At 45.1% G+C, this 24,074-nt stretch carries 17 protein-coding genes; 4 read left to right on the forward strand and 13 right to left on the reverse strand.

All coding sequences use genetic code 11. The annotated features are described in order from the left end of the window. Positions 1-3: 3 nt before the first annotated feature. From ACOJR9_RS11590 to ACOJR9_RS11600, 3 genes are all read right to left on the reverse strand, one after another. On the reverse strand, positions 4-1,662 hold the full coding sequence (locus ACOJR9_RS11590; RefSeq protein ID WP_420933127.1) for an alanine/glycine:cation symporter family protein: 1,659 nt from the start codon (positions 1,660-1,662) through the stop codon (positions 4-6). Between the two features lie 92 nt (positions 1,663-1,754). After that, positions 1,755-2,891, reverse strand: a complete 1,137-nt coding sequence (locus tag ACOJR9_RS11595; RefSeq protein WP_420933128.1) for a M14 family metallopeptidase — start codon at positions 2,889-2,891, stop codon at positions 1,755-1,757. A 206-nt stretch (positions 2,892-3,097) separates the two neighbouring features. Then, entirely contained in the window at positions 3,098-4,543 is a 1,446-nt protein-coding gene (locus ACOJR9_RS11600) for a glyceraldehyde-3-phosphate dehydrogenase (RefSeq protein WP_420933129.1), read from the reverse strand. A 131-nt stretch (positions 4,544-4,674) separates the two neighbouring features. On the opposite strand from ACOJR9_RS11600, the gene ACOJR9_RS11605 reads away from it, so the two are divergent. Further along, positions 4,675-5,559 (forward strand): DUF2989 domain-containing protein, encoded by an 885-nt coding sequence (locus ACOJR9_RS11605; RefSeq protein ID WP_420933130.1) that lies wholly within the window; start codon positions 4,675-4,677, stop codon positions 5,557-5,559. Positions 5,560-5,702: 143 nt separating this feature from the next. On the opposite strand, the gene msrB is transcribed toward ACOJR9_RS11605, so the two are convergent. The 5 genes from msrB to malQ all read right to left on the reverse strand — a co-directional run bounded on the left by msrB (position 5,703) and on the right by malQ (position 14,712). Then, a complete protein-coding gene (gene msrB / locus ACOJR9_RS11610) occupies positions 5,703-6,101 on the reverse strand; it encodes a peptide-methionine (R)-S-oxide reductase MsrB (RefSeq protein WP_032096646.1) in 399 nt (132 codons plus the stop codon). A gap of 230 nt (positions 6,102-6,331) precedes the next feature. Further along, a complete protein-coding gene (gene gndA / locus ACOJR9_RS11615) occupies positions 6,332-7,885 on the reverse strand; it encodes an NADP-dependent phosphogluconate dehydrogenase (RefSeq protein ID WP_420933131.1) in 1,554 nt (517 codons plus the stop codon). A 123-nt stretch (positions 7,886-8,008) separates the two neighbouring features. Beyond that, positions 8,009-10,084 carry a glycogen debranching protein GlgX gene (gene glgX, locus ACOJR9_RS11620; RefSeq protein WP_420933132.1) on the reverse strand — a complete coding sequence of 692 codons (2,076 nt, stop codon included), beginning with the start codon at positions 10,082-10,084 and terminating at the stop codon, positions 8,009-8,011. Between the two features lie 133 nt (positions 10,085-10,217). Then, positions 10,218-12,419: a 1,4-alpha-glucan branching protein GlgB gene (glgB, locus tag ACOJR9_RS11625; RefSeq protein WP_420933133.1), complete on the reverse strand. Its 2,202-nt coding sequence runs from the start codon at positions 12,417-12,419 to the stop codon at positions 10,218-10,220. A gap of 94 nt (positions 12,420-12,513) precedes the next feature. Further along, positions 12,514-14,712, reverse strand: coding sequence for a 4-alpha-glucanotransferase (gene malQ / locus ACOJR9_RS11630; RefSeq protein WP_420933134.1), 2,199 nt, complete (start codon positions 14,710-14,712; stop codon positions 12,514-12,516). Positions 14,713-14,951: 239 nt separating this feature from the next. Here malQ and gap point away from each other — a divergent pair, with 239 nt between their 5' ends. After that, on the forward strand, positions 14,952-15,947 hold the full coding sequence (gene gap, locus ACOJR9_RS11635; RefSeq protein ID WP_287009212.1) for a type I glyceraldehyde-3-phosphate dehydrogenase: 996 nt from the start codon (positions 14,952-14,954) through the stop codon (positions 15,945-15,947). Positions 15,948-16,176: 229 nt separating this feature from the next. Next, the gene (locus ACOJR9_RS11640) at positions 16,177-17,028 is read left to right on the forward strand and encodes a D-hexose-6-phosphate mutarotase (protein WP_420933135.1); all 852 of its coding nucleotides are present in this window, start codon (positions 16,177-16,179) and stop codon (positions 17,026-17,028) included. A 128-nt stretch (positions 17,029-17,156) separates the two neighbouring features. On the opposite strand, the gene ACOJR9_RS11645 is transcribed toward ACOJR9_RS11640, so the two are convergent. The 5 genes from ACOJR9_RS11645 to zwf are packed head-to-tail and all read right to left on the reverse strand — an operon-like array spanning position 17,157 to position 22,782. Continuing rightward, positions 17,157-17,801, reverse strand: a complete 645-nt coding sequence (locus ACOJR9_RS11645) for a bifunctional 4-hydroxy-2-oxoglutarate aldolase/2-dehydro-3-deoxy-phosphogluconate aldolase (protein ID WP_420933136.1) — start codon at positions 17,799-17,801, stop codon at positions 17,157-17,159. Positions 17,802-17,804: 3 nt separating this feature from the next. Beyond that, positions 17,805-18,758, reverse strand: coding sequence for a glucokinase (locus tag ACOJR9_RS11650; protein WP_420933137.1), 954 nt, complete (start codon positions 18,756-18,758; stop codon positions 17,805-17,807). Continuing rightward, positions 18,758-20,584, reverse strand: a complete 1,827-nt coding sequence (gene edd / locus ACOJR9_RS11655; protein ID WP_420933138.1) for a phosphogluconate dehydratase — start codon at positions 20,582-20,584, stop codon at positions 18,758-18,760. The genes ACOJR9_RS11650 and edd overlap by 1 nt, the downstream gene beginning before the upstream one ends. A 10-nt stretch (positions 20,585-20,594) precedes the next feature. After that, entirely contained in the window at positions 20,595-21,287 is a 693-nt protein-coding gene (gene pgl, locus ACOJR9_RS11660; protein WP_420933139.1) for a 6-phosphogluconolactonase, read from the reverse strand. Position 21,288: 1 nt separating this feature from the next. Next, positions 21,289-22,782, reverse strand: a complete 1,494-nt coding sequence (gene zwf / locus ACOJR9_RS11665) for a glucose-6-phosphate dehydrogenase (protein ID WP_420933140.1) — start codon at positions 22,780-22,782, stop codon at positions 21,289-21,291. A 283-nt stretch (positions 22,783-23,065) separates the two neighbouring features. Between zwf and ACOJR9_RS11670 the strand changes: the two genes are divergently transcribed. Then, complete coding sequence (locus tag ACOJR9_RS11670) at positions 23,066-23,917, forward strand: MurR/RpiR family transcriptional regulator (RefSeq protein ID WP_420933141.1); 852 nt, start codon at positions 23,066-23,068, stop codon at positions 23,915-23,917. The last annotated feature ends 157 nt before the right edge of the window (positions 23,918-24,074 follow it).

Genomic DNA, 24,074 nt, shown 5'->3' on the forward strand with positions numbered 1-24,074 from the left:
GGCTTACTTCTTGGCACGCGACCAATAATCGTTAACTGTCTCTTTCATTTCTTTACTGAGCAATAATATGCCAAACAAGTTAGGTAACGTCATCACGACAATTGCTACCGCTGATAACGCCCATACCAACGTTGTATCGGAAAATGCAGCCCAAACAAAACCTGCTACATAGATAACCCTGTAAGGCATAACAGAGCGTGGGCCGAGAAGATACGTCATCGCCCGGTCGCCGTAATACGACCATGCAATTGCCGTTGAGAATGCAAACAGGAGCAAACCCACAGATACGATATATTGGCCAAAGTCACCAAAAAAGCCTCGGGTGAACGCTATAGTGGTAAGTGCCGCTGAGTGAACCAGAGACTTACCGCTTACCTCTAAGTTTTCTTTTAGCGGTTTACCGTCTTCTATTTTCAACGTACCGGTAAATAAATCTTCGCTACCTACCGAGTACTTCACGTCTTCTGCTACTGAACGAGAGTTTATTAGCGTAAAGTCGCCGCTGACTGCGGTGCCATTCACCACGGTAATTGCACCTGTAAATGGTTTGATGTCGTTACCCTCCACCCCGTTTAAGAAGCCATACAGCTTTTCAACATCTTTTGACTCGCTGTCGTTGTATTCACCAGCGATAAAAAACATGTCAGAACGATCGAATATGTTCTCATGCTTTTCCTTCCACACGCCAGAAGAAAGGATAACCAACCCCGTAACAGTACAAATTAATATAGTATCGATAAACGGCTCTAATAAAGACACCATACCTTCAGATGCAGGCTCTTTAGTTTTAGCGGCCGCGTGAGCGATAGGCGCAGAACCTTGCCCCGCTTCGTTTGAGAATAGTCCTCTGTTTACACCACGGTTAAATGCGTAGGCAAGTGACGCACCTAAGAATCCACCAGCTGCTGCAGAACCAGTGAATGCATCGCCGATAACAGACAAAAACGAAGGAATAATATTATCAAGGTTCGCGAAGATAACTGCCATAGCGCCGATAAGGTAAATAACCGCCATTGCTGGAACGACTCGGGCTGTGAATGCCGCAATGCGCTGAATACCACCAAGAATAACCAGAGCGAGCAGAATACCTAGCACGCTACCTACAAGCCAAGGCTCAAAACCAAAGGTGGCCTCTATACTTTGAGCAATACCATTACTTTGTGGAAGGTTACCCGTTCCAAACGAGCTAACCACAGTGGCAATCGCAAACGCAACGGCTAACCACTTCATGTTTAAGCGGCGGTCCATGTAGTACATAGGTCCACCAGCCATTGTGCCATCTTCTGTTTTCACTCGGTATTTATGCGATAACGTTACTTCGACAAACTTTGTGGTCATACCTAAGAAAGCGGTAACCCACATCCAAAACAGCGCAGCTGGTCCGCCAAGAAAAATAGCAAAGGCAACACCAGATATGTTACCCGTTCCGACAGTTCCCGAAAGTGCCGTGGTTAAAGCGCGAAAATGGGTGGTATCGCCTGGGTCACTCTCTTTATCAAACTTGCCTGTAATAACCTGCCATGCATGTTTGAAGAATCGAATTTGCGGGAACTTCAAGTAAACTGTGAAAAATAAGCCCACACCAAGAAGCACAAAAGGAAACCAACTCGCTCCCCCCAAAAAGCTATCAAGCGTGATTAGTAAACCGTATAACCCTTCCAAGGTATTTCCCCTTTTTTATTATTTCGTTTTGTTGTTTTTATTAAAAGACCTCATTAACTGAGGTCCTTATTGTGAGAAGCAAAAGCTTCTTTTTACTTGTTGTTACTGTGTTTCTTTAACACAGCGTTTACAGCAATGAGAATATCCTCACCTAGCTGACGGGAGCGCTGAACAGACCAACCATACACATCATCAGGTAAATTCGCGTTATCTTTAAACGGCATTTCAACGGTATAGGCCATGCACGTAAATTTTTCACCCACTGCATTCGATGCCACCGTTAAATTTGCTTTACCCGGTGCATCTTTTTTGTAGCCAAATTCATCTTGAAACTCAGGTGTTGCATTTAGCAACGCCGATTTGAATGTGTCTTCTAACGCTTTTATTTCGTCGTTGTAACTCGGGTTTCCTTCCCCCCCTGCAACAAAATTGTACGGCAGTGCTTCATCACCGTGCAAATCGAGGTACATATCCACGCCTACGTTTTCCATTTCACGCAGTACGTACCATACTTCCGGACTTTTTTCCGGCGTTGGTGTTGCCCACTCGCGGTTTAAGTTAGTGCCCACAGCGTTTGTACGCAAATGTCCTCTGGCACTGCCATCTGGGTTCATGTTTGGAACTACGTAAAACACGGCGTTTTCAAGCAACTGTCGAGCCAGACCGTCTTGCTCATCTAGCAAACGATAAATAATGCCTTCTGCGCACCATTCGGCCATAGTTTCACCAGGATGCTGACGTGCGGTTATCCACACTTTTTTCTTGTTAGGTGTTTCTTCGCCAATGACCAACACTGACATATCACGACCATCTAACGTTAGCCCCAAAAAGCGGTGCTCACACAATAATGACATTTGCGCGTCGTGGACTAGGTCTAGATGACGTTCATAGCTGTAAGGAATGAAATACGCAAAATACACGCTTGGCTGTTCTAACGTGAGTGAAAAGGTAAGATTGTCGCCGTCAAATTCGCTTGGCACGCGAAACCACGTTTGTCTATCGTAAGAAGCAAGAGCGTTGTAGCCTTTCCACCCATCGGGATACGCCGATTTTGCCAACCCTTGGATGGTCACTTTATGGGTGACGAACGTTTCGCCGATAAGACGAAAATGAAACCATTGAGCAAATTCTGATTGGTTGTCTTTCGGTATGGTGAGAACAATATCTTCTGGAGACTCTGCGCGAACAACATGGATGTTGCCGCTGTCGAATTGACTGGAGATATGCATAAACTGTCGTTTCCCTTATTATTTGAGCGCTAATTTAGCATAGTCAGCGACACAAATACCATGTGCACTGGCTGGTTTTACCAGCATGAAGTACACATTTTGTTTACACTAATAAAAAACCGACCCTGTTGGTCGGTTTTTTAATCAATTAACGCTTGGTGAAATAGCTCGTGGCTACCTACTCACTGACGCAGACGCTATTCTTGCTATAAAGGTAGCGTTGGGAAGCTTAGGTTTGCCATGTCACGAACAACTCTTAAAACCTGGCAGCTATAGCCAAACTCGTTGTCATACCACACATAAAGTGTTAGTCGGTCATCAGACACAATGGTTGCCTGTGAATCTATAACCGATGCAGCTCTTGAACCTACCAAGTCAGTAGATACGATTTCTTTACTCGCCGTGTAGTCTATTTGGTGCTGCAATTTAGAGAATAAAGCGGTATCGCGTAAAAATTCGTTTACTGATAGCTTGTCTGTCGCTTTCTCTAAGTTAAGGTTTAATATTGCCATTGACACATTCGGTGTAGGTACACGAATGGCATTCCCCGTAAGCTTACCAGCTAATTTAGGATATGCTTTGGCCACTGCTTTCGCTGCGCCGGTTTCCGTGATCACCATGTTAAGCGGTGCACTTCGACCTCGGCGATCTCCTTTGTGATAATTATCAATAAGGTTTTGATCGTTTGTGTAAGAGTGAACAGTTTCAACGTGTCCATTCTTAATGCCATACTCTTCATCAAGGGCTTTTAACACTGGTGTGATAGCGTTGGTGGTGCAGCTGGCAGCCGATATAATAGTGTCGTCAAGGGTAACCTCACCATCGTTAACACCGTGTACGATGTTTTTGATATCCCCTTTACCAGGAGCCGTGAGTATCGCTTTTGATGCGCCCTTTGCTTTCAAGTGAAGCCCTAACCCTTCTCGGTCGCGCCATATGCCTGTATTATCAATAATAATAGCGTTGTCGATGCCATATTGAGTGTAATCTACTTCATCGGGGCTGTTAGCATAGATAACCTGAATAAACGATCCATTGGCTTTAAGTGCATTGCGCTCGTGGTCAATCGTAATACTGCCGTTGAATGGACCGTGTACTGAGTCTCTGCGAAGTAAACTTGCACGTTTTTCCAAATCGCCATCGCGACCGCCGCGAACGACAATGGCACGCAAACGAAGCTTGTTGTTTTTACCCTGACGCTCGATAAGCAAACGTGCTAGCAAACGACCTATTCGACCAAAACCATAAAGCACCACATCTTGAGGTTGCTGATTATCCTCTTTATCAACCACATCACTCAATTTTTCAGTGAGATAAGCAATTAAATCATCGTTATCAACGGCTGAACCATAATGGAAATCAAAGGCCAACTTGCCGATATCAATTTGCGCCGGTGCAATTTTCATTGTACTTAGCGCTTCCAATATCGGGTAGCTTTCCCGCAAACGTAACTTAATGCCTTCATGCAAACGTACCTTGCGATGCGCTTTAATGATGTCGATTGCACTGGCATTGAGAAGAGAGCGACCGTATACGGAAATCTCTACGGCTTTATTGCGATACAGCTTGCCTATTAAAGGCAGCATAATTTCTGCGTATTCCTGACGCTCTTGCCAGCTACTTTGTAATTCCTGCTCGTACTGTTGATTCATGCTTCAGCCTTCATGGATATAAATTTACGTTGGTTTCACGTCAGCTTTTTATTATTCTTAGGGTACACGTAGGTGAGTTTTGCCTGACGATCGTGGTTCGTATCTTAATTAAACACGCAGGGAAGACCAAATTGTCTATTAATTTCAAAAATGCTGTATATTTTATGAATGGACGTACATTATTTAGTAAGTTTCCAACAAGATACTATACAGTTGCCTGCCTTGTAGCGTCGTTAGTGGTGGTAAGTGGCTGTAGTGATTGGTTCGAACCAACCATAAAAGAAATATGCGCAGAACATGAGAACATGTGCGTAGATTTAAGCCTTGATGCTCGTTGTACGCCGCAAAGGGCGGAAATTATTAGGCTGCGTTACTACAATCAAAACCCGTCCAGCGATGCCTATAAATATCCCCTACTCTTGTCTTTCGAAACCTACCTTGAGTGTGTTCAAGAAGTACAGCACATCGAGCATATAAAACGTAAGGGCAAGGAAGCAACGCGTCTGAAAGGGGTGATCACAGCGCAAAGAGAGTTACAGAGATTAAGTCGTGAGACAAAAGACTCCTTAGACCCTCACCTAAGTTACTACCATTGGACGCGCTTCGGTGATGACGACGCGTTTCATCGCTTCGAACGCTATGCAGCGAGTAACCAAGTTAAAGACCCTGAACTACTGGTTAATTTGGCCTCTGTGCAAATCAAAAACGATCCCACACGAACCGTAGAAACACTTTATCGCGCGTTAAGCCTGTACACAGACAGTGATGATATTGATATTAGCGTTTACCACTCCTTGGCATCAATAGGCATTGATGTTGATAACTACCAAATGGCCTACGTGTGGTATGGTGTCGCAGAGGAGTATGACGACAGACTACCTGACACTCAGCGCGTGCAGTTAGGCGAACGCTTCGATTTACCTACAGACATACTTGACTCAGTCACCGCTGACATCATCAGCGCTCTCGATAGTAATACGTTTGATGCTGCAAAATTAAAGCTCAATAAGCTATAATCTTGAAAGTAAATTACATTTTAAAAGCGTATAAAACACAAAAAAACCGCCCTTCGTTGGCGGTTTTTTCTCTATTATTGAAAGCGATGACAAAAAAAGCTTAAATTTTAACCACCTGTTTACCTTTAACCTAGCTCTTAGTACTAGCCTTTTACGACTTCGTTATTCTCACTTTTAAATGTCATAGAGACTGAATTTACGCAGTAACGCTGACCCGTTGGTTCTGGGCCATCTGGGAATACATGGCCTAGGTGTGAATCACACTGCTTACATATTATTTCTACACGACGCATGCCGTGAGATACATCTTCGCGATAATCTACATTGCCATCGTCTAGTTGTTTGTAAAAAGAAGGCCAACCGCACCCTGCATCAAATTTTGTGTCTGAGGGGAACAATGGCGCATCGCAGCACTTACATACATAGACACCACCGCGGGTTTCATCGAGTAATGCACCAGTGAATGGCCTCTCTGTCTCGGCCTGACGGCAAATACGATATTCTTGCTCACTCAGCTTTTCTTTCCATTTATCGTCTGACATTACGCCCTCTCTTCGTTCAAAATAATCCAATTCACGTTAGCGGTTTATCTCACTTTTACACCATCGCCGAGCCGCTAGCCCACAATTTTAGTAAAGTATTATGGGCAATTCAGCTAACAAAAAGGGTGTATTCGCTGCCAAATACACCCTTCTTATTTGAGTTTGTTCACCTGCTTTCTATTAACCTATCGTTCTTAAACGCTAAACTGTTATGTGTTTATTGTCAGCGGTTAACGTTTTATAGCAGTCTCTGGTCTTGCAGGATCACTCCACTCGATGTGGTACTTTTTACCTGCTGGCTTATCAACGCGCTGATAGGTGTGCGCACCAAAGTAATCACGCTGCCCTTGAAGTAGGTTTGCCGGTAACACTGCTGAACGATATGAGTCGTAATAGCTGAGTGCCGACATCATTGCAGGGCACGGAATTCCAGCTAGTGCAGATTGTGCAATAGACTCACGCCAATCAGCCTGAAACTCAGTAATTTGCTCTGCAAAATACGGGTCCATCAACAAATTAGCCAGGTCTTCGTTGTTTTCATAAGCTTTTGAAATAGACTGTAAGAATACGGCGCGAATAATACATCCAGCCCGCCATATTTTTGCTATTTCGCCAAAGTCTAATGTCCAGCCATGCTCTTTACCTGCCATTGCCATTAGCTGGAAACCTTGAGCGTATGCACAGATTTTCGAGCAATATAGCGCCTGCTCAAGTTTGTTGATGATTGACATTTTTTGTTCATCATCAAACACAGAGGCTTCTGGGCCTGCCAGTACTTGGCTTGCCGCCACGCGTTCTTCCTTTAAGCTTGAAATACTGCGGGCAAATACCGCTGCCGTGATTGTTTGAGCCGGGCTTCCCACCTGTAACGCACTTACCGCGGTCCACAGGCCAGTGCCTTTTTGCCCTGCTCGGTCTAAAATAACATCCACTAGAGGTTGCTTGGTCTCAGGATCTAGCTGTTCGAGTACTTCAGCACTGATTTCAATAAGATAGCTATTGAGTTTACCATCATTCCAGCGGCGGAATACCTCTGCTATTTCAGCAGGCGCCATGTGAAGCGCATCGCGCATAATGTGGTACGCTTCACAAATAAGCTGCATATCGGCATATTCGATGCCGTTGTGCACCATCTTCACATAGTGTCCTGCACCCACAGGGCCTATATAAGTCGCGCAGGGCTCTCCGCCAACCACAGGTTTACCCGGCACAAAGCTCTCGATAGGCTTGCCGGTTTCAGCATCAACTTTTGCTGCAATAGATTTCAAAACAGGTTCAATACGCGTCCACGCATACGGGTTACCCGATGGCATTAGCGAGGGACCAAAACGTGCCCCTACTTCACCGCCAGATACGGCTGTTGAGAAGAAAATGAATTTACCTTTGTATTGCTCTTCGCGAGCAACCGAGTCGGTCCACAAGCTATTCCCAGTATCAACAACGATATCATCTGCCTGAATGCCTGCGTCAATAAGGTGGTTACATACGTGGTCAACTGGGTCGCCGGCCGGCACTGAGAGGATAATGAGGTGTGGCGCTTTAAGTTTACTGAGTAATTCAGTATAAGAACTGCAACCTTCAACCCGTGGGGGTGTTTTGCTTTCTCTTTCACTCTCATCTTTGGCAAGAATTGCATCAACTTTACTTTGATCCAAGTCAAAGCATGCCACTCGATACCCATGATCTACTAGGTTCATGGTAAGGTTATTACCCATTACCCCTAAACCGATAAAACCGATATCGCACAAAGTGTCTTTGTGCGAACTGCCACCATTATTTTGCATAGGAAAACCCTCACATTTAGATGGGAGAGCATGTTACCACTTGATGGTACAAAGAACAGTCAAACATCGAAAATTTAGTGCGGTATGCCGTATTTACCACCGCTGGTAAAGGTTAATCTGCTGTTAACCGACCAATTCAGAGAAACTGAATAGGGTTAAAGACTTGCTTGCCTGCAAGAAAACCTGCTGTATACAAATTGAAGGTTGCTCATCAAGTGAGGCATAACGAGTGTCTAGTTGCAGTGTCCAGCCGCCACGGCGTCTTGACGTTGGTAAATGGAACCGTACGTCATTTTCGCTTGCGTTGACGCATAAAAACCAGTGTTCCGGCACAACGTTATCATCACGGTAGCCTTTAATCTCAACACCAAACGCCTTGTTGTGATGCGCATTCCAGTCCTCAGACGCTTTGTCAGAGCCATCGGGTTTGAACCAATTAATAGCTCTCACATTTCTCGACAACGTAAACGAATCATCGTGAAGCTTTAGCTCACTCAATAAAGAGGATGATTGGCGTAAGCGGATAACAAACTGACAAAACTGCAGGAAATCCTGCTTGCTTTTGTTCATATCCCAATTCAGCCAGCTTATTGCGTTGTCTTGGCAGTAGGCATTATTGTTTCCGTTTTGCGTTCGGCTTAGTTCATCGCCACCGAGAATATGCGGGGTTCCTTGGGAAAAAATAAGCGTCGCAAACAAGTTGCGTTTTTGGCGTTCACGAACTGCCAAAATGGTACTGTCCTTGGTCTCTCCTTCGACGCCGTAATTAGCTGAAAGGTTGTTACCATGACCATCACGATTGTCTTCTAAATTATCGAGATTATGACGATCCGCATAGGTCACCAGATCGTGCAGGGTAAACCCATCGTGATACGTAATATTATTGACTGACGTAGAGATATGGCGACGGCCTTTATGGAATATATCTCTAGAGCCCATAAGGCGGGTTGCAAAGTCGGGTGTTTGACCATCATCGCCGCGCCAAAACGCGCGAACTGTATCTCGGTATTTGTCATTCACTTCTAGCCACGGTGATTCAAAGTTACCGACTTGGTAGCCTCCAGGGCCAATATCCCACGGCTCTGCAAGCAATACCTTGTTGCTAAGCACCGGATCTGCACTGATTGCTCTTAGTAGCCCCGACTGACTATTAAAATCCTGAGGTTCACGACCAAGAGACACTGCTAGGTCAAACCTAAACCCATCAACACCAATAACATTTACCCAATGACGCATGGCGCTAAGGATAAGCCCCATCATGAATGGTTGTGCAGTATTAATGGTATTGCCGCAGCCAGAGTGATTTGAATAAAACACTTCACCAGTATCCGTCTGCTCAAGCAAGTAAGCTTCATAAGGGCAAAGGCCTTTGTACGACAATATTGGACCGCCAAATCCGGCCTCTGCGGTGTGGTTGAATACCACATCCACAATGACTTCAATACCAGCCTCATGGTAACTATTCACCATCTCTTTAAGTTCAGCCAGTGCGTCTACCACACCGTAGCGAGGCTCTGGTGCAAAAAAATTAACGGGGTTATATCCCCAGTAATTGGTTAGCCCTTTGTCTGTAATAAAGGGTTCTGGCATAAACGAGCACAGCGGCATAAATTGCACGGTGGTGACGCCTAGTGCTTTAATATGATTAATGACGCTTGGATGAGCGGCGCCAAGGAACTTGCCCTGATGTGCCTTAGGAACGTCGGGGTGTAACTTTGTTAGGCCTTTAACATGGGCTTCGTAAACAATGCGGTTATGTTTTGCAATTTTAGGACGCGTAATATCACACTGTGTGTATGCCGCGTCATCAATAACTAAACATTTAGGGATCATAAACTGTGAATCATCGTTGTACTGACGGCGATTCCATTTAATGGGTCGGCTAATTTTTTTTGCGTAAGGATCGATTAACAGTTTTTCTCGCGATACGTCATCAAGGTCACCCTTTGCTCGTTTAACGCGATAGCCATAGAGTTGCCCGGCTGCAATGCCATCTACAAAACCGTGCCACACGTCTCCGGTTTTTTCTGGTAACACTTGCTCATGAGTAGTTTGCTCTGTATCGCTGTTAAAAAGACACAATATAACAGCGGATGCCCCAGGCGCATACACTGAAAAATTACATCCATCGGCTTCTAAAGTGGCTCCGAAAGGAAATGGTGTACCACTTTTAATATTGTCAATTTTATTCAGCTTCACGTTTTTACTCACTGCACATTTTTAACGACATCATAACTGAAGATAGGGGCTTGCTTGCCACGTTTGCCGACTCTTGGCCGAAAAACAAAACGAACGAGAAAAACCTTTTCTCGCTTTGGTGTGCGACAGCGAATTATTCTTCATTAACCACATAAAATATTGTCGCAAGCGGCGGTATCGTAAGTTCTACCGAGTAATCTCTATCATTCCACGCGGTTTTCTGTGGTGTGGCTTTACTTAAAACTGGCATATCGCTTCCCCAAAACCTCTTATCATCGGTGTTAAGCGCTAGCGTCAGCGTATTTTTAGAGTCTACACCTACTCTGAAATTTTCATGCGGTACGGGTGTAAAGTTAGCAATAACATATACTTTTTGTTTAGACGACTTTGCATTACGAACAAATGAAACAATGCTTTGCCCTGCATTACTGTGATCTATCCAAGCAAAACCATCCCCGTGGTGGTCTTGTTCATAAAGCGCGGGCGTTGTTTTGTATAAATGATTGAGAGCTTTGTAGACCGCTTGCACCCCTGCGTGGCGGTCGAAGTTCAATAGGCCCCAGTCTAGTTCACTATCGTGATTCCATTCTGAAGACTGGCCTAACTCGTTACCCATAAAGTTTAGCTTTTTGCCCGGGTGTCCATACATAAACCCAGCGTAGCAGCGTAAATTCGCTGTTTGCTGCCATTCGTCACCAGGCATTTTACGCAGCATACTTCCCTTGCCGTGCACAACTTCATCGTGAGAAATGGGCAACACAAAGCTTTCGTCAAATGCGTAAACCATGCTGAAGGTGATGTCGCCGTGGTGGTAATTTCTGTATGCGGGGTCTTTGGCAATGTAATGCAGTGAATCGTGCATCCATCCCATGTTCCACTTGAAACCAAACCCTAATCCGCCGTCAAACACAGGGCGAGATACTTTAGGGAAAGACGTAGATTCTTCTGCAATAGTCATCGCATCAGGGAAGTGCTTGTAGACTTCCTCATTCATCCAGCGCAATAGGCTAATAGCTTCGTAATTCTCGTTACCGCCATCAACATTGGGGATCCACTCGCCATCATTGCGAGAGTAGTCTAAGTACAGCATTGACGCTACGGCGTCGACACGTAAACCGTCAATATGAAACTTATCTAACCAGAACAATGCGTTAGCCACTAAAAACTGACGAACCGTGTCTTTGCCAAAGTCGTAAATGCATGAATTCCAATCCGGGTGCCAGCCTTTCTTTGGGTCCTCATACTCATACACGCACGTGCCGTCAAAGCGCGCCAAACCGTGCCCGTCTTCTGGAAAGTGGGCCGGAACCCAATCAATAATAACGCCAACGCCTGCTTGGTGGCAGCGGTCAACAAAGTATTTGAAATCGTCAGGTTCCCCAAATCGGCTTGTAGGCGCAAACATACCCACGGGCTGATACCCCCAAGAGCCATCAAATGGAAATTCTGATATAGGCAGTAATTCAATGTGGGTGTAGCCCATATCGCTAACGTAATCGATTAAGTTGTCAGCTAATTCTTTATAGCTTAAATAGCGTGCATCGCTCTCGCTATTCGGACGTTTCCATGACCCCAAATGAACTTCGTAAATGCTCATAGGTGTGGTGTATTTATTCGCTTTTCGTTTCTCCAACCATTCGTCATCATTCCACGTGTAATTGTCGTGGTTATATACTTTCGATGCGTGGGAAGGGTATTGTTCAGCGCTGAATCCTAGAGGGTCGGCTTTGTGCGGAAGGTCGTAGCCACGAGAGTCTTTAACTTGAAACTTGTAGCGCTCGCCTTCAACCATACCTGGAATGAACAGCACCCAGTATCCCATGGATGTTTTTTCCATAGGATGAACGCGACCATCCCACTGGTTAAAATCGCCGATTACCGATACCGCCGACGCATTCGGTGCGAACACACAATATCTTACCCCTTCTACCGATGAATTATCTGCCGCATCTACAGTGAGTAACTGGGCACCCGCTTGTTGATACAGGTTAAACGGTGTGCTGTCGATAAAGTGAACGGCGTGATATGCCTGTTCTTTAAACTGGTATGGGTCGATGTAGTCGTACTGATGCTGCCCTTTATTGACAACAACGCGATAAACATGATTAGCACAATCTCTTGAAATGACGGCTTCAAACAAACCTGAGGTCGAAATAGGCAGTAACGAGATGTCTTTCAGTGCAGGGCTATCCCACGTTATCGTTATCGATGTTGCTTCTGGACGCCATACGCGAAGAAGTAGTTCACCTTCGCCCTCGATAACACCTAATTGGGAAAACGGTTGTGAACATTTCGCCTGTTCAAACTGCTCAACTACCTTCTGCACTAACTGCATTTGTTACTCCTATTAAAAACCCGCGTTACGCGGGCCTAACTAAGTCATAGTGAGAGGCAACATAAAGTACCTCTCATTAAATTACCCTGCAAGATTAACGATTACTGGCTTGTTTTCTTGCAGCAGTAAGTTTAGACGCTAACGCATTTATATCATGACTTTCAAAGATTGACTCAATATTCTGTGTCAACTTTCGGCGCCAATTCGGGTATTCGTTAAACGTACCTGGAATATTCACAGGCTTATCCATTTCCAGCCAATCTTCCAACTGCAAGCTTAGCAGTGCACTCGAACCACCAGCCATATGAACCTGCATGCCGTTGTTAAGCTCTCGATTCATACCGGTAACATTAACATCGCGCCCCACATGTTCTGGGATAGAGTGATGTCCGTGCAGTGTATTGAGAATCTCCTGCTTGTTTTCATGCCTATCAGCATACAAGGTTTGCAATATATCATCAGTTGGGTACAACCCAATCTCTTTACCCAACTCTAAATCTAAACAATGCCAGTAGCCAATAAGCGTTGGCATATCGTGGGTTGTTAACGTACTCATCGACTGTTCGGGGTAATGACTTGGCGAATAAAAACCACCGTCCTCGGCCTGCTCGAAGAAGAATACACGATACGAATAAACGCCATTTTGAGCAAGCTTACTACGAATCTCTTCTGGTACTGTTCCGAGGTCTTCGCCAATCACTAAACTTTCATTGCGGTGACTTTCTAGCGCTAGAATCCCAAGTAAATCATCTACTGGATAGTAAACGTACCCCCCCTCTTTAGCACTATCACCTTTGCAAACCCACCACAGACGAAGCAGCGCCATTACGTGGTCAATACGCAATGAGCCAGAGGACGCCATATTGGATGCGAATAGGTCAATAATAGGTTGATACTGCTGCTCGTACAGCTTTTTAGGGTCCATTGGCGGCAGCCCCCAGTTTTGGCCTAACGGACCAAGGATATCCGGCGGCGCACCCACACTTGCATCAGTACAATATAGGTCTTTGTTACCCCAAATTTCAGCGCTGCCTTCACTCACGCCAACGGCAAGGTCTCGGTAAAGACCAATGGTCATGTTAGCGTCTGTTGCTTTAGCGCTTGCCATGTCGAGCTGCTGAGCAGCAATCCACTGTAAGAACAGATAAAACTTAACATCGTGAGCATTATCTTTCTTAAACTTAGCAACCGCAGAGTTGTGGTAATCTTTGTACGCTTTAGGGAATACAGGCCATCCCCAGCTTTCCTTGCCATCTGCTTTTAACTTTGACTGCAGTGCGTCGTACACCGCAAGCATATCAAGACTCTCACCACCGGCTTCAACAAAGGCATTAAAATCTTTGTTTTGAGGGGTTTTGCCGTGTAAAAATTGTTTATCGTAAACGTTAAACAAAGCGTACAGCGCTGAAAGCTTGAGTTTAGCAACCGCTTCATAATCAACATGCTCAACAGCTCTGGCATGCTTTAAGGTTTGAACAAAGTCGTCCGCATTGACCACATCTTGAACGGATTTATCATCAAAGCCTTCAACCGCAGTGACATCAATATATAGATAGTTCAACCAACGGCGTGAGCTTGGACCATAGGGTGAGCAAGCATCAGGGTTGGCCGGATAGAGGGCATGTATGGGATTGAGGCCGATAAAATCAGCCCCCACACCCGCAGCACTATCAATAAGTTTCGCTAGGTCAGAAAAATCCCCAATACCCCAATTATTTTCGCTGCGCACACAATAAAGCTGAACGCTAAGCCCCCAAATCTTTTTCCCTTCCTTAATTTCTTTAGGGATATAGCAGGCCTCAGGTGCAACAATGAGTCTTGACGTGGCAAGTTGGTCATCATCAGCTTTAAGTTCGATATGGTGGTAGCCCAGAGGAAAGTCCAAAGGCAGTGTCACAGCGTACTCATGAAACTCGACCTCATCGATATGGGCCATTGATATCATTTCTTGGTCGACAGGAGTAAAGGGGTATTGTTTTTGACTACCATCTTCCAAGGTAATTTCAAATACATGTTCGTCATTCACAAGTTCGATAGGCAGGCGAACAGGCAAGCAAATTGCCTCAGAAGCTCTTACTACCTGGACGGGATCAAGCGGCGACAACCAAACTGAGGAAACATCTTTAGCTATTTGAGACTGAATTTTTTCATCGCTGGATGCGTCATAACCTAGCGCATTCAATAGCTTCACTTTGCTCGGTTCTGCGATGGTAGTTGGGTTGCCCCACGCGTCGACGTAGTGAGTTTCGATTCCACGCATTTCAACCAGTTGTTGCAGAAGTTGTTGTGTCATTATCAGTCATTCCTGTTATTCGGCAAAAGACGCTGGCGCAAGCAAAATAGCCCAGGGCGTCCACAAACAATTTTTTAACATTATTCTAGAAACTGCGCGCTGACGAAACTGAATACGTTTGCATAAGTTTCTATTCGTAATTTTGCAACACTTTGTCTTTTTATTTTGCTAATTATGCCATTTTGATCCATACTTTACGTAATTTATTTTCATTTTATTTAAATTTTTCGAGGTACGTTATGACAATTCGCATCGGTATCAACGGTTTTGGCCGCATCGGTCGCCTAGTAATGCGCGCAGCAGCAGAGCGTCAAGACATCGAAGTTGTGGCAATTAACGATTTACTAGACACAGATTATATTGCTTATCTACTAAAATACGATTCTACTCACGGTGTTTTTAACGGTGAAGTTTCAGTAGACAATGGAAGCCTAGTCGTTAATGGCAAGACAATCCGCATCACCTCAGAAAAAGATCCTGCCTCTTTAAAATGGGGTGACGTTAACGTAGATGTGGTTGTTGAATCAACAGGTCTATTTTTAACAAAAGAAACAGCAGCGAAACACATAGAAGCAGGCGCTAAAAAAGTTGTTATGTCCGCGCCATCTAAAGACGACACGCCAATGTTCGTTATGGGCGTTAACCATGACAGCTATGCGGGCGAAAACATTGTGTCTAACGCATCCTGCACCACAAACTGTCTTGCACCGCTTGCGAAAGTGCTCAACGACAAGTTTGGTATTGTTGATGGGTTAATGACAACCGTTCATGCAACCACCGCTACGCAGAAAACCGTCGACGGTCCTTCGATGAAAGACTGGCGTGGCGGCCGTGGTGCCGGCCAGAACATTATTCCATCGTCAACAGGCGCAGCCAAAGCGGTAGGTAAAGTCATTCCAGCACTTAACGGAAAACTGACGGGCATGGCGTTTCGCGTCCCAACGCCTAACGTTTCAGTGGTTGATTTGACTGTAAACTTGGCAACACCAACAAGCTACGACAATATTTGCGCAGCAATGAAAGAAGCCTCTGAGGGTGAGCTTAAAGGTATTATGAGCTACACCGAAGACGCCGTGGTGTCTAATGATTTTATTGGCAACGCAAATACATCAATTTTTGATGCTACAGCAGGTATCGCACTCACTGATACCTTCGTAAAAGTGGTGTCTTGGTACGATAACGAATGGGGCTACTCATCAAAAGTACTTGATTTGGTTGCCCATATCTCCAAATAATTAGGGAATAGCAAATTTTGCGGCGTTAACGCTTTATTTGTTTAACAGTTAATGTAATCTAAAGGCGTAGATGTCATATCTGCGCTTTTTTGTTTCTGTGACGGTGGTTATGTTTCGTCACTTTTAGCTTAAGCTCTGACGAATAAGTTCTGACGTATAAGCTCTGTTATTTTACTTCTGTCGTTTTAGTTTTGCGTTTTCATTTTCTTTATTTTTTAGCGGAGCATCTATGTCGCCGGTACCGTCAATTTCGATTAGTGAGTCTAACGGACTTTCATTTCTCAACGTTAACAACGAGTTTGCGTCGGCAAAAATCAGTTTGTTCGGTGGGCACGTTTTATCATTTGTGCCAGCTTTAGACGGAAAAGACAGGCTCTGGGTCAGCCCTCATGCTTATTTAAACGGCGAACGTCCCATCAGAGGTGGCATCCCTGTATGTTGGCCGTGGTTTGCTAACGACCACGGCAGAGAAGCTGGTGAATTGCCGTCTCATGGCTTTTTGCGAACTCAAGTGTGGCAACTCGCAGAGTCATCAGAAGACGAAAGCGGAACAACGCTAGCCTTGACCCCCTCGTTTACCCGTGCGGAGGGCTTTGAATACGACTGTAACGTGATACTTCGAGTGCACGTAGGCGCAAGTCTACGTGTCGCCATAGAAACTGAGAACACCGGTGTGGCTCCTTTTTCGTTTAATACAGCATTACACACCTACTTTCACGTAGACCATATTAAACATACTGAGCTTGTTGGAATAACGGGAGAGTATAAAGATAAGCTTGATGACTGGGCAGTGAAGCCCACGCCTGTGCCCTACACTATTGATGCCGAAACAGACCGAATTCATTTATCGGCGGTAAAACAGACAACCATTTCAGTTGATGGCACTGAATTTACTGATGTCATTTCAGAAGGTAACGACTCGCTTGTGGTGTGGAACCCATGGCAAGGTGCAGCCTCTATTTCAGATATGGACCCGTTTGGCTACAAGCATATGCTATGCGTGGAATCGTCGGTAACAAAAGGGCTCAAGCTTGAACCGGGAGAAAAGTTTGAACTGGCTCAAACAATAGTGCCAAAATAAGCAGAAATAAGACCTTAACTGAGCCTATAGCAAAGCTAGAAATACACCCATACGTGAAAACAAAAAACCTGCCAATTGGCAGGTTTTTTAACCGCTTATGTTTTTAGCTTATGCTTACGCCAATATAATTACTGCTTTGCACCCGCAACAGCTTCTTTCGCCAACTGCGTAATACGGTCCCAGTCACCTGATTCAATAGCGTCGTCGGGCGCTAACCACGAACCACCTACACATTTTACATTACTAAGTGACAGGTAATCGTTATAGTTATCCGGGCCAATGCCACCAGTAGGGCAAAATGTAACGTCTGGGAATGGGCCGCTAATTGATTTAATGGCTTTTACGCCGCCAGATGCTTCAGCTGGGAAAAATTTCATATGCGTGTAACCCGCATCCTTGCCCTTCATCAAATCTGATGTAGATGAAATACCTGGAATCAATGGTATTTCTGCGTCCATGCCCGCTTTCAGTAAATCCGCAGTCATACCGGGGCTAATAGCGAATTTAGCACCCGCATCAACAACCGCTTTTAACTGCTGTGCATTGGTTACTGTACCGGCACCAATAAGAGAATCAGGGACTTCTTGCGCAATACGTTTAATAACATCAATTGCAGAAGGTGTGCGAAGGGTAACTTCTAACACTTTTATCCCACCCGCCATCAGCGCTTTTGCCAAAGGAACGGCTTTTTCCACGTCGTTGATCACCAATACAGGTACCACAGGACCGGCCGCAAAAATTTCCTCTGGAGTGTACTTCCATTTAGTCGTCATAATTTAACTCGCTGTGTTTTGATTCAAATAAGCAGCCGCGCCCAAAAGGCCATGATCAGGCTCTGCTATCAAGTAGGTAGGAATATCTTTTACATAGTGCTTCATCTGACCTTTAGCTTCGAATCTCGCTCTGAAGTCACTATTTTGTATGAATTCTGGGAAGCGATTAGCAATACCCCCGCCAATGAAGATGCCTCCCGTGGTCGCCATGTTCAATGCCAAGTTACCCGCAAAGCTTCCCATTATTCGGCAAAACTGAGTAAGTGCAGCCGCAGATATCTCGCAAGTGCCAGCGAGTGCTGCGTCTGTAATTTGCGCTGGTTCTTGAAATGCAACCGGCTTGTCAGATTGTTTCGCAAGTGCCGTGTAAATGTTCAGAATTCCGCGCCCCGACATCACCTCTTCAGCGGAAGCTCTTCCTAAAGAAGACTGTAAATGACGCCATATGAGAATGTCAGTTTCATCAACCGGAGCAAAATCTACATGCCCCCCCTCTCCGTCTAGTGTCTGCCAGCCTGAATCCGTCATGGTCAAATGCTCAACACCAAGGCCAGTGCCTGGGCCGAAAACAGCAATATTACCGTTTTCAATAGCTGTGCCCTCGCCAATTTGTATGACCTGATCGCGGCGAAGCACTGGTAGTGAGTGAGCGACCGCAGTAAAGTCATTAATTACAAAAAGTGCATCTAGCTTGAGCTGTGAACGCAGCGCTTTTTGTGAAAACGCCCAACTGTGGTTGGTCATTTCCACCTGATCGCCAAGCACAGGACACGCAATGGCAATACAGCCTTCCCTGAACGAAACATGGGGCATGTCTGAAAAATACTGTGCAATGGCTAAATCGATACTGGCAAAGTCATCGCACATGTATTTTTTGATATCGGCAACGCCTGACTCGGTAACCCGAGCCAAGCGAATATTGGTACCGCCAACGTCAGCCACAAATCTCTGGCTCATTACGACTGCTCCTGAGTATAGAAAAGAGAGCACGCTCCTTCTTCTGCACCCGTAAGAATTGCGCGCATTCCAGCAAACATCTCGCGACCCATCCCAACATGATGGTTAGCTAAATTCGCAGGTGCAGGTTCACGTACTGCCAACGTTGCTTCATCAACATGAAGGGTCAATGCGCCTGTTTCTGTATTGAGCTCGATAATGTCGCCCTCTTGCACTTTTGCAAGTAGGCCGCCTTTGTAGGCTTCTGGGGTAACATGGATAGCGGCTGGCACTTTACCTGAGGCACCAGACATGCGACCGTCTGTAACTAGCGCAACCTTAAAGCCCTTATCTTGCAGTACACCTAAAGGAGGCGTTAAGCGGTGAAGCTCTGGCATACCAATGGCAGATGGACCTTGAAAACGAACAACAACTATACAGTCTTGATCTAATTTACCCGCTTTAAATGCCGCATCTAATTCAAACTGATCTTCAAATACCACTGCAGGCGCTTTAAGCGTGCAGTGTGGCGTACGCAACGCTGATGTTTTGATTACGCCACGACCTAAATTGCCGTCTAGTACACTTAATCCACCATCTGGTTTGAATGGCTTCTCGATCGTAGCTAACACTTCTTTATCCAGTGATTCAGTTGGACCGTCGCGCCACTCAAGCTCACCATCGATAAGCTTTGGCTCTTTAGTATAAAAGTCTAAGCCTTCACCACAAATTGTCTTGACGTCGTTATGGAGTAAACCAGCATCAAGCAGCTGTTTTATTAGTAACGACATACCGCCAGCCGCTACAAAGTGATTGATATCAGCAGAACCATTGGGATAAATACGGGTCATTAATGGCACCGCGTTTGAAATATCTGAGAAGTCATCCCAATTGACGATATAGCCTGCTGCACGTGCCACAGCAACCAAATGCATGGTGTGGTTAGTAGAGCCGCCTGTTGCCAACAAACCGACTAATCCATTAACAATTGCTTTAGCGTCTACAATATGACCAATTGGTGTATAGTTATCGCCTAAGTCAGTTAAGCGAGTTGCCTGAACTGCTGCCGCTCTCGTTAGCGCATCGCGTAAAGGGGTACCTGGGTTAACAAATGAAGAGCCTGGCAAATGCAGTCCCATCATCTCTACTACTAGCTGATTTGAGTTTGCTGTGCCATAAAACGTACACGTACCTGCCGAGTGGTAAGACTGTGATTCTGCATCTAACAGCGCATCACGACCCACTTTGCCTTCTGCAAATTCCTGTCGAACTCGGGCTTTTTCTTTATTTGGCAATCCAGACGGCATTGGACCCGCTGGTACAAACACTGTCGGTAAGTGCCCAAAAGTTAAACCAGCAAGCAACAGACCTGGCACTATTTTGTCACAAATGCCTAACATCATGGCACTATCAAACATATTGTGCGAAAGCGCTACCGCTGCCGCCTGCGCAATATTGTCACGGCTCATCAAACTCAAGTCCATACCAGACTGACCTTGAGTTACACCGTCACACATAGCAGGCACACCACCGGCGAACTGAGCAACACTGCCCACTTCCTTTATCGCTTGTTTAATAATGGCGGGGTAAGACTCGTAAGGCTGATGCGCTGACAGCATGTCATTGTACGAAGAAATAATAGCGACGTTTGCTTTCGTCATCGAGCGCAGATCGCCCTTTTCTTCCGTTCCGCATGCGGCAAACCCGTGGGCTAGGTTACCGCAAGATAACACACCACGATGCGGCCCTTGGCGACGAGCTTTTTCAATTTTCTCTAAATACGCTTTACGCGTTTCTTTGCTACGCTCAATAATGCGTTGCGTGACTTCGGCAATTTTGGGGTTCATTTTTTGTCTCCTATGGCGCCCACATCAATGTAACAGGCGCTCTATTAACAACGGCTGTGATGGGCTTTTGCGCTTCGGTGGCGTTTTCAATAGCATCGAGTAACACTTGTTTTTTCTTCTCGCCAGTTAGGTGCAAGAAAATATTTCTGCTATTGAGCAAGGCGGGTAAGGTTAGTGAAATACGTTGATGAGGCGCTGTTGCAGGTTGAACAGCGATACACGTTCGTCCGCTGCTCATATCAAGGCCATCATTAACTTGTTCTGAACAGGGGAAAAGCGATGCAGTATGGCCATCTTCTCCCATGCCTAAAATGAGCGCATCGAAAGGCTGTGACATACTGGCTAAATTACGCTCAGCAACATTCACTCCTTCATTTGCATCTTCGACATCGCTTTTTAATTCTACAAAGCGTGCATCAGCGGCCTTATTTTGAATAAGATTATTTTTCACCAGGCTGGTATTACTGGCGTCATGATCTTCATTTACCCAACGTTCGTCAGCCAAAGTAATGTCTACTTTATCCCATTCAAGATCTGTGTCGCTCAACTGTTTGAATAATGTAAGCGGTGTGCGACCACCGCTAACAATAAGCGACGCGCGGCCACGAGTTTCGATACCTGTTTTAAGAATACTAATTAAATCTTCAGCAAACGCCTTGGTAAGCGCGTCTGGATTTTCGAATGATAACGTAGTGAGTGACATACTATTTCTTCTTTACCGTTTTGCTTTCGTACCAGCTGCGATTTTCACGCGCTAATAAACCGATGGAATCTACTGGGCCCCACGTGCCAGCCTGGTAAGGCTCTGGAGGCTCATTTGATGACTTCCACGCATCGAGTATTGAATCAACCCACGTCCACGCTTGCTCAATTTCATCGCGACGAACGAACAGCGCCTGATTACCTAGCATAACTTCGAGCAATAGCTTTTCGTAAGCATCGGGAATGCGCTCATCTGCAAACGCTTCTGAAAAGCTTAGGTTAAGCTTTGACTTTTGAAGGTCCATAGAGCCTGAGTTGGTTAAACCTGGTACTTTATTCATTACGGTAATTTCTACGCCTTCGTCTGGCTGTAGACGAATTACCAGCTTGTTTGGCGGTAAATTCTTAAAGCTATCACCGAATAAATTATGGGGCTGTCGTTTGAAATAGATAACAACTTCGCTCACCTTGTTTGGCATGCGCTTACCAGTGCGAAGGTAAAATGGCACTCCAGCCCAACGCCAATTATCTATTTCCGCTTTAATAGCGACGAAAGTTTCAGTTTTGCTTTGCGTGTTAGCACCCTCTTCCTCGAGATATCCAGGTACTTCTTCTCCCTTCACAAAACCTGATGTGTACTGACCACGGACAATGCTCTCATTAATATTAGTTGCATTAATCGGACGCAGTGCTTTGAGTACTTTTAGCTTTTCATCACGAATGCTGTCTGCATCGAGTGTGGTTGGTGGCTCCATGGCCACAAGACTTAAGATCTGCAACAAGTGGTTTTGCACCATATCTCGCATTTGACCGGCGTCATCAAAGTAACCCCAACGCCCCTCTATGCCAACAGACTCAGCAACAGAGATTTGCACGTGATCAATACAGTTATGATCCCAGTTTGTTGCGAATATTGAGTTCGCAAAGCGCAAAGAGACGAGGTTAAGTACCGTTTCTTTTCCGAGGTAGTGATCAATACGGTAAATCTGCTTCTCGTCAAAGTACTCTGCCACTTGTTCATTGATAATTTTCGACGACTCGAGGTCATGACCAATTGGTTTTTCAAGCACAACGCGTACGCTTGAATCAATAATTTTGCAGCTATGCAAGCCACGACAAATATCGCCATAAATAGCGGGCGGTGTTGCTAAATAACACACCATAGTACGAGATGGATCCACATGGTCGTCTAGCACACAATAGCTGTCGACGTTTTTCATGTCCACGCACGCGTAGTGTAAGCGGGCGCGCATTCGTTCCCATGTCGCTTCACACAACTCTTTTTCGCCAAACTTGACTAAGTTTGTATGCACTTCTTCGACGTAATCTTCTAGAGACATATCATGGCGAGCAACACCCACAATGGTAGTTTCGGGATGCATTAGATTCGCTTTCTCAAGCTGATAGAGTGATGGCAACAGCTTGCGTCGTGAAAGATCCCCGAGTGTACCAAAAAGTACAAAATCACAGGGTTCGTAGGAATTTTCCAATACCATATTCGTCGACCTTTTAAATGTGGTTTTGAGTGCCGTGTTGATTCTCTATTTACAACACTGACGACTATTATTACCGTATAGTTAACACCAAATGTAGTAAAATTACAACTTCTACAAACGATACGGTGAGATTCTTTCCTTTTGGATAGTAAAGCCCCCTCCCTTTTCCCAATCACAGTACAAAAAATGTTAAAAAATTACATTTTTCTTGTCACAGCTTTCACATTGGGTACTATTAAGGGGCATCATTCAATAAACCGAGCCAATTACTTGCCGTATCTATATGAACATTTTAGAAAAAATTACTCAAAATAAAGCTGCGTTTAGCAAATCAGAAAAAAAAGTTGCTGAGATTATACTTGCTAATCCTCAAACCGCCATTCATTCAAGTATAGCAACCTTAGCTAAAATGTCGGATGTAAGCGAGCCAACTGTGAATCGATTTTGTCGCAGACTGGATACTAAAGGCTTCCCAGACTTTAAACTTCATTTGGCGCAAAGTCTCGCAAACGGAACACCTTATGTGAACCGTCATGTAGACGAAAATGACAGCCCAGACGAATACACCAACAAAATTTTTGAATCAACAATGGCTTCTCTGGAAGTAGCGAGACAGTCCATAGATGTTAGTGTAGTTAATCGGGTTGTTGATTTACTGACTCAGGCCCAGAAGATCTCTTTCTTTGGTCTTGGCGCATCAGCGTCAGTAGCCCACGATGCGTTAAACAAGTTTTTCAGGTTTAACGTTCCCGTTGTTTACTTTGAAGACATTCTTATGCAGCGTATGAGCTGCATGAATTGCTCTGCCGGTGACGTTGTAGTGCTAATAAGCCATACAGGTCGAACGAAAAGCTTAGTTGAGATTGCTCAGATTTCACGAATGAACGATGCAACCGTTGTCGGCATAACGTCGGCTGATAGCCCATTAGCGCAGGAGTGCAGCTATGTCTTATCGCTAGAAGTACCTGAAGATACCGACATGTATATGCCTATGGCATCGCGCATTGCACAACTGACACTCATCGATGTGCTCGCTACCGGGTTTACCCTTCGTCGCGGTAATAAATTCAGAGAAAACCTAAAACGAGTAAAAGACACTCTGCGCGGCTCTCGGTATGACAAAAGGGATGGGTAGGCGTTAAAATCTATTCCCCCCTTTTTCTTCTTTAATTTACAAGTGAGTGGCGCTTGTGTGTAAGTGTCGGCCAAGTTTTTGTCTCTAGCTAAAGAGGAAAGATAACGACAACTGGTCGAGCCAGTGGACAGTTTTTCTTTCTTTCGTTCACATTTTT

Source organism: Alteromonas ulvae, assembly GCF_048987005.1.
In the GTDB taxonomy this organism is placed as follows: Bacteria; Pseudomonadota; Gammaproteobacteria; order Enterobacterales; family Alteromonadaceae; genus Alteromonas.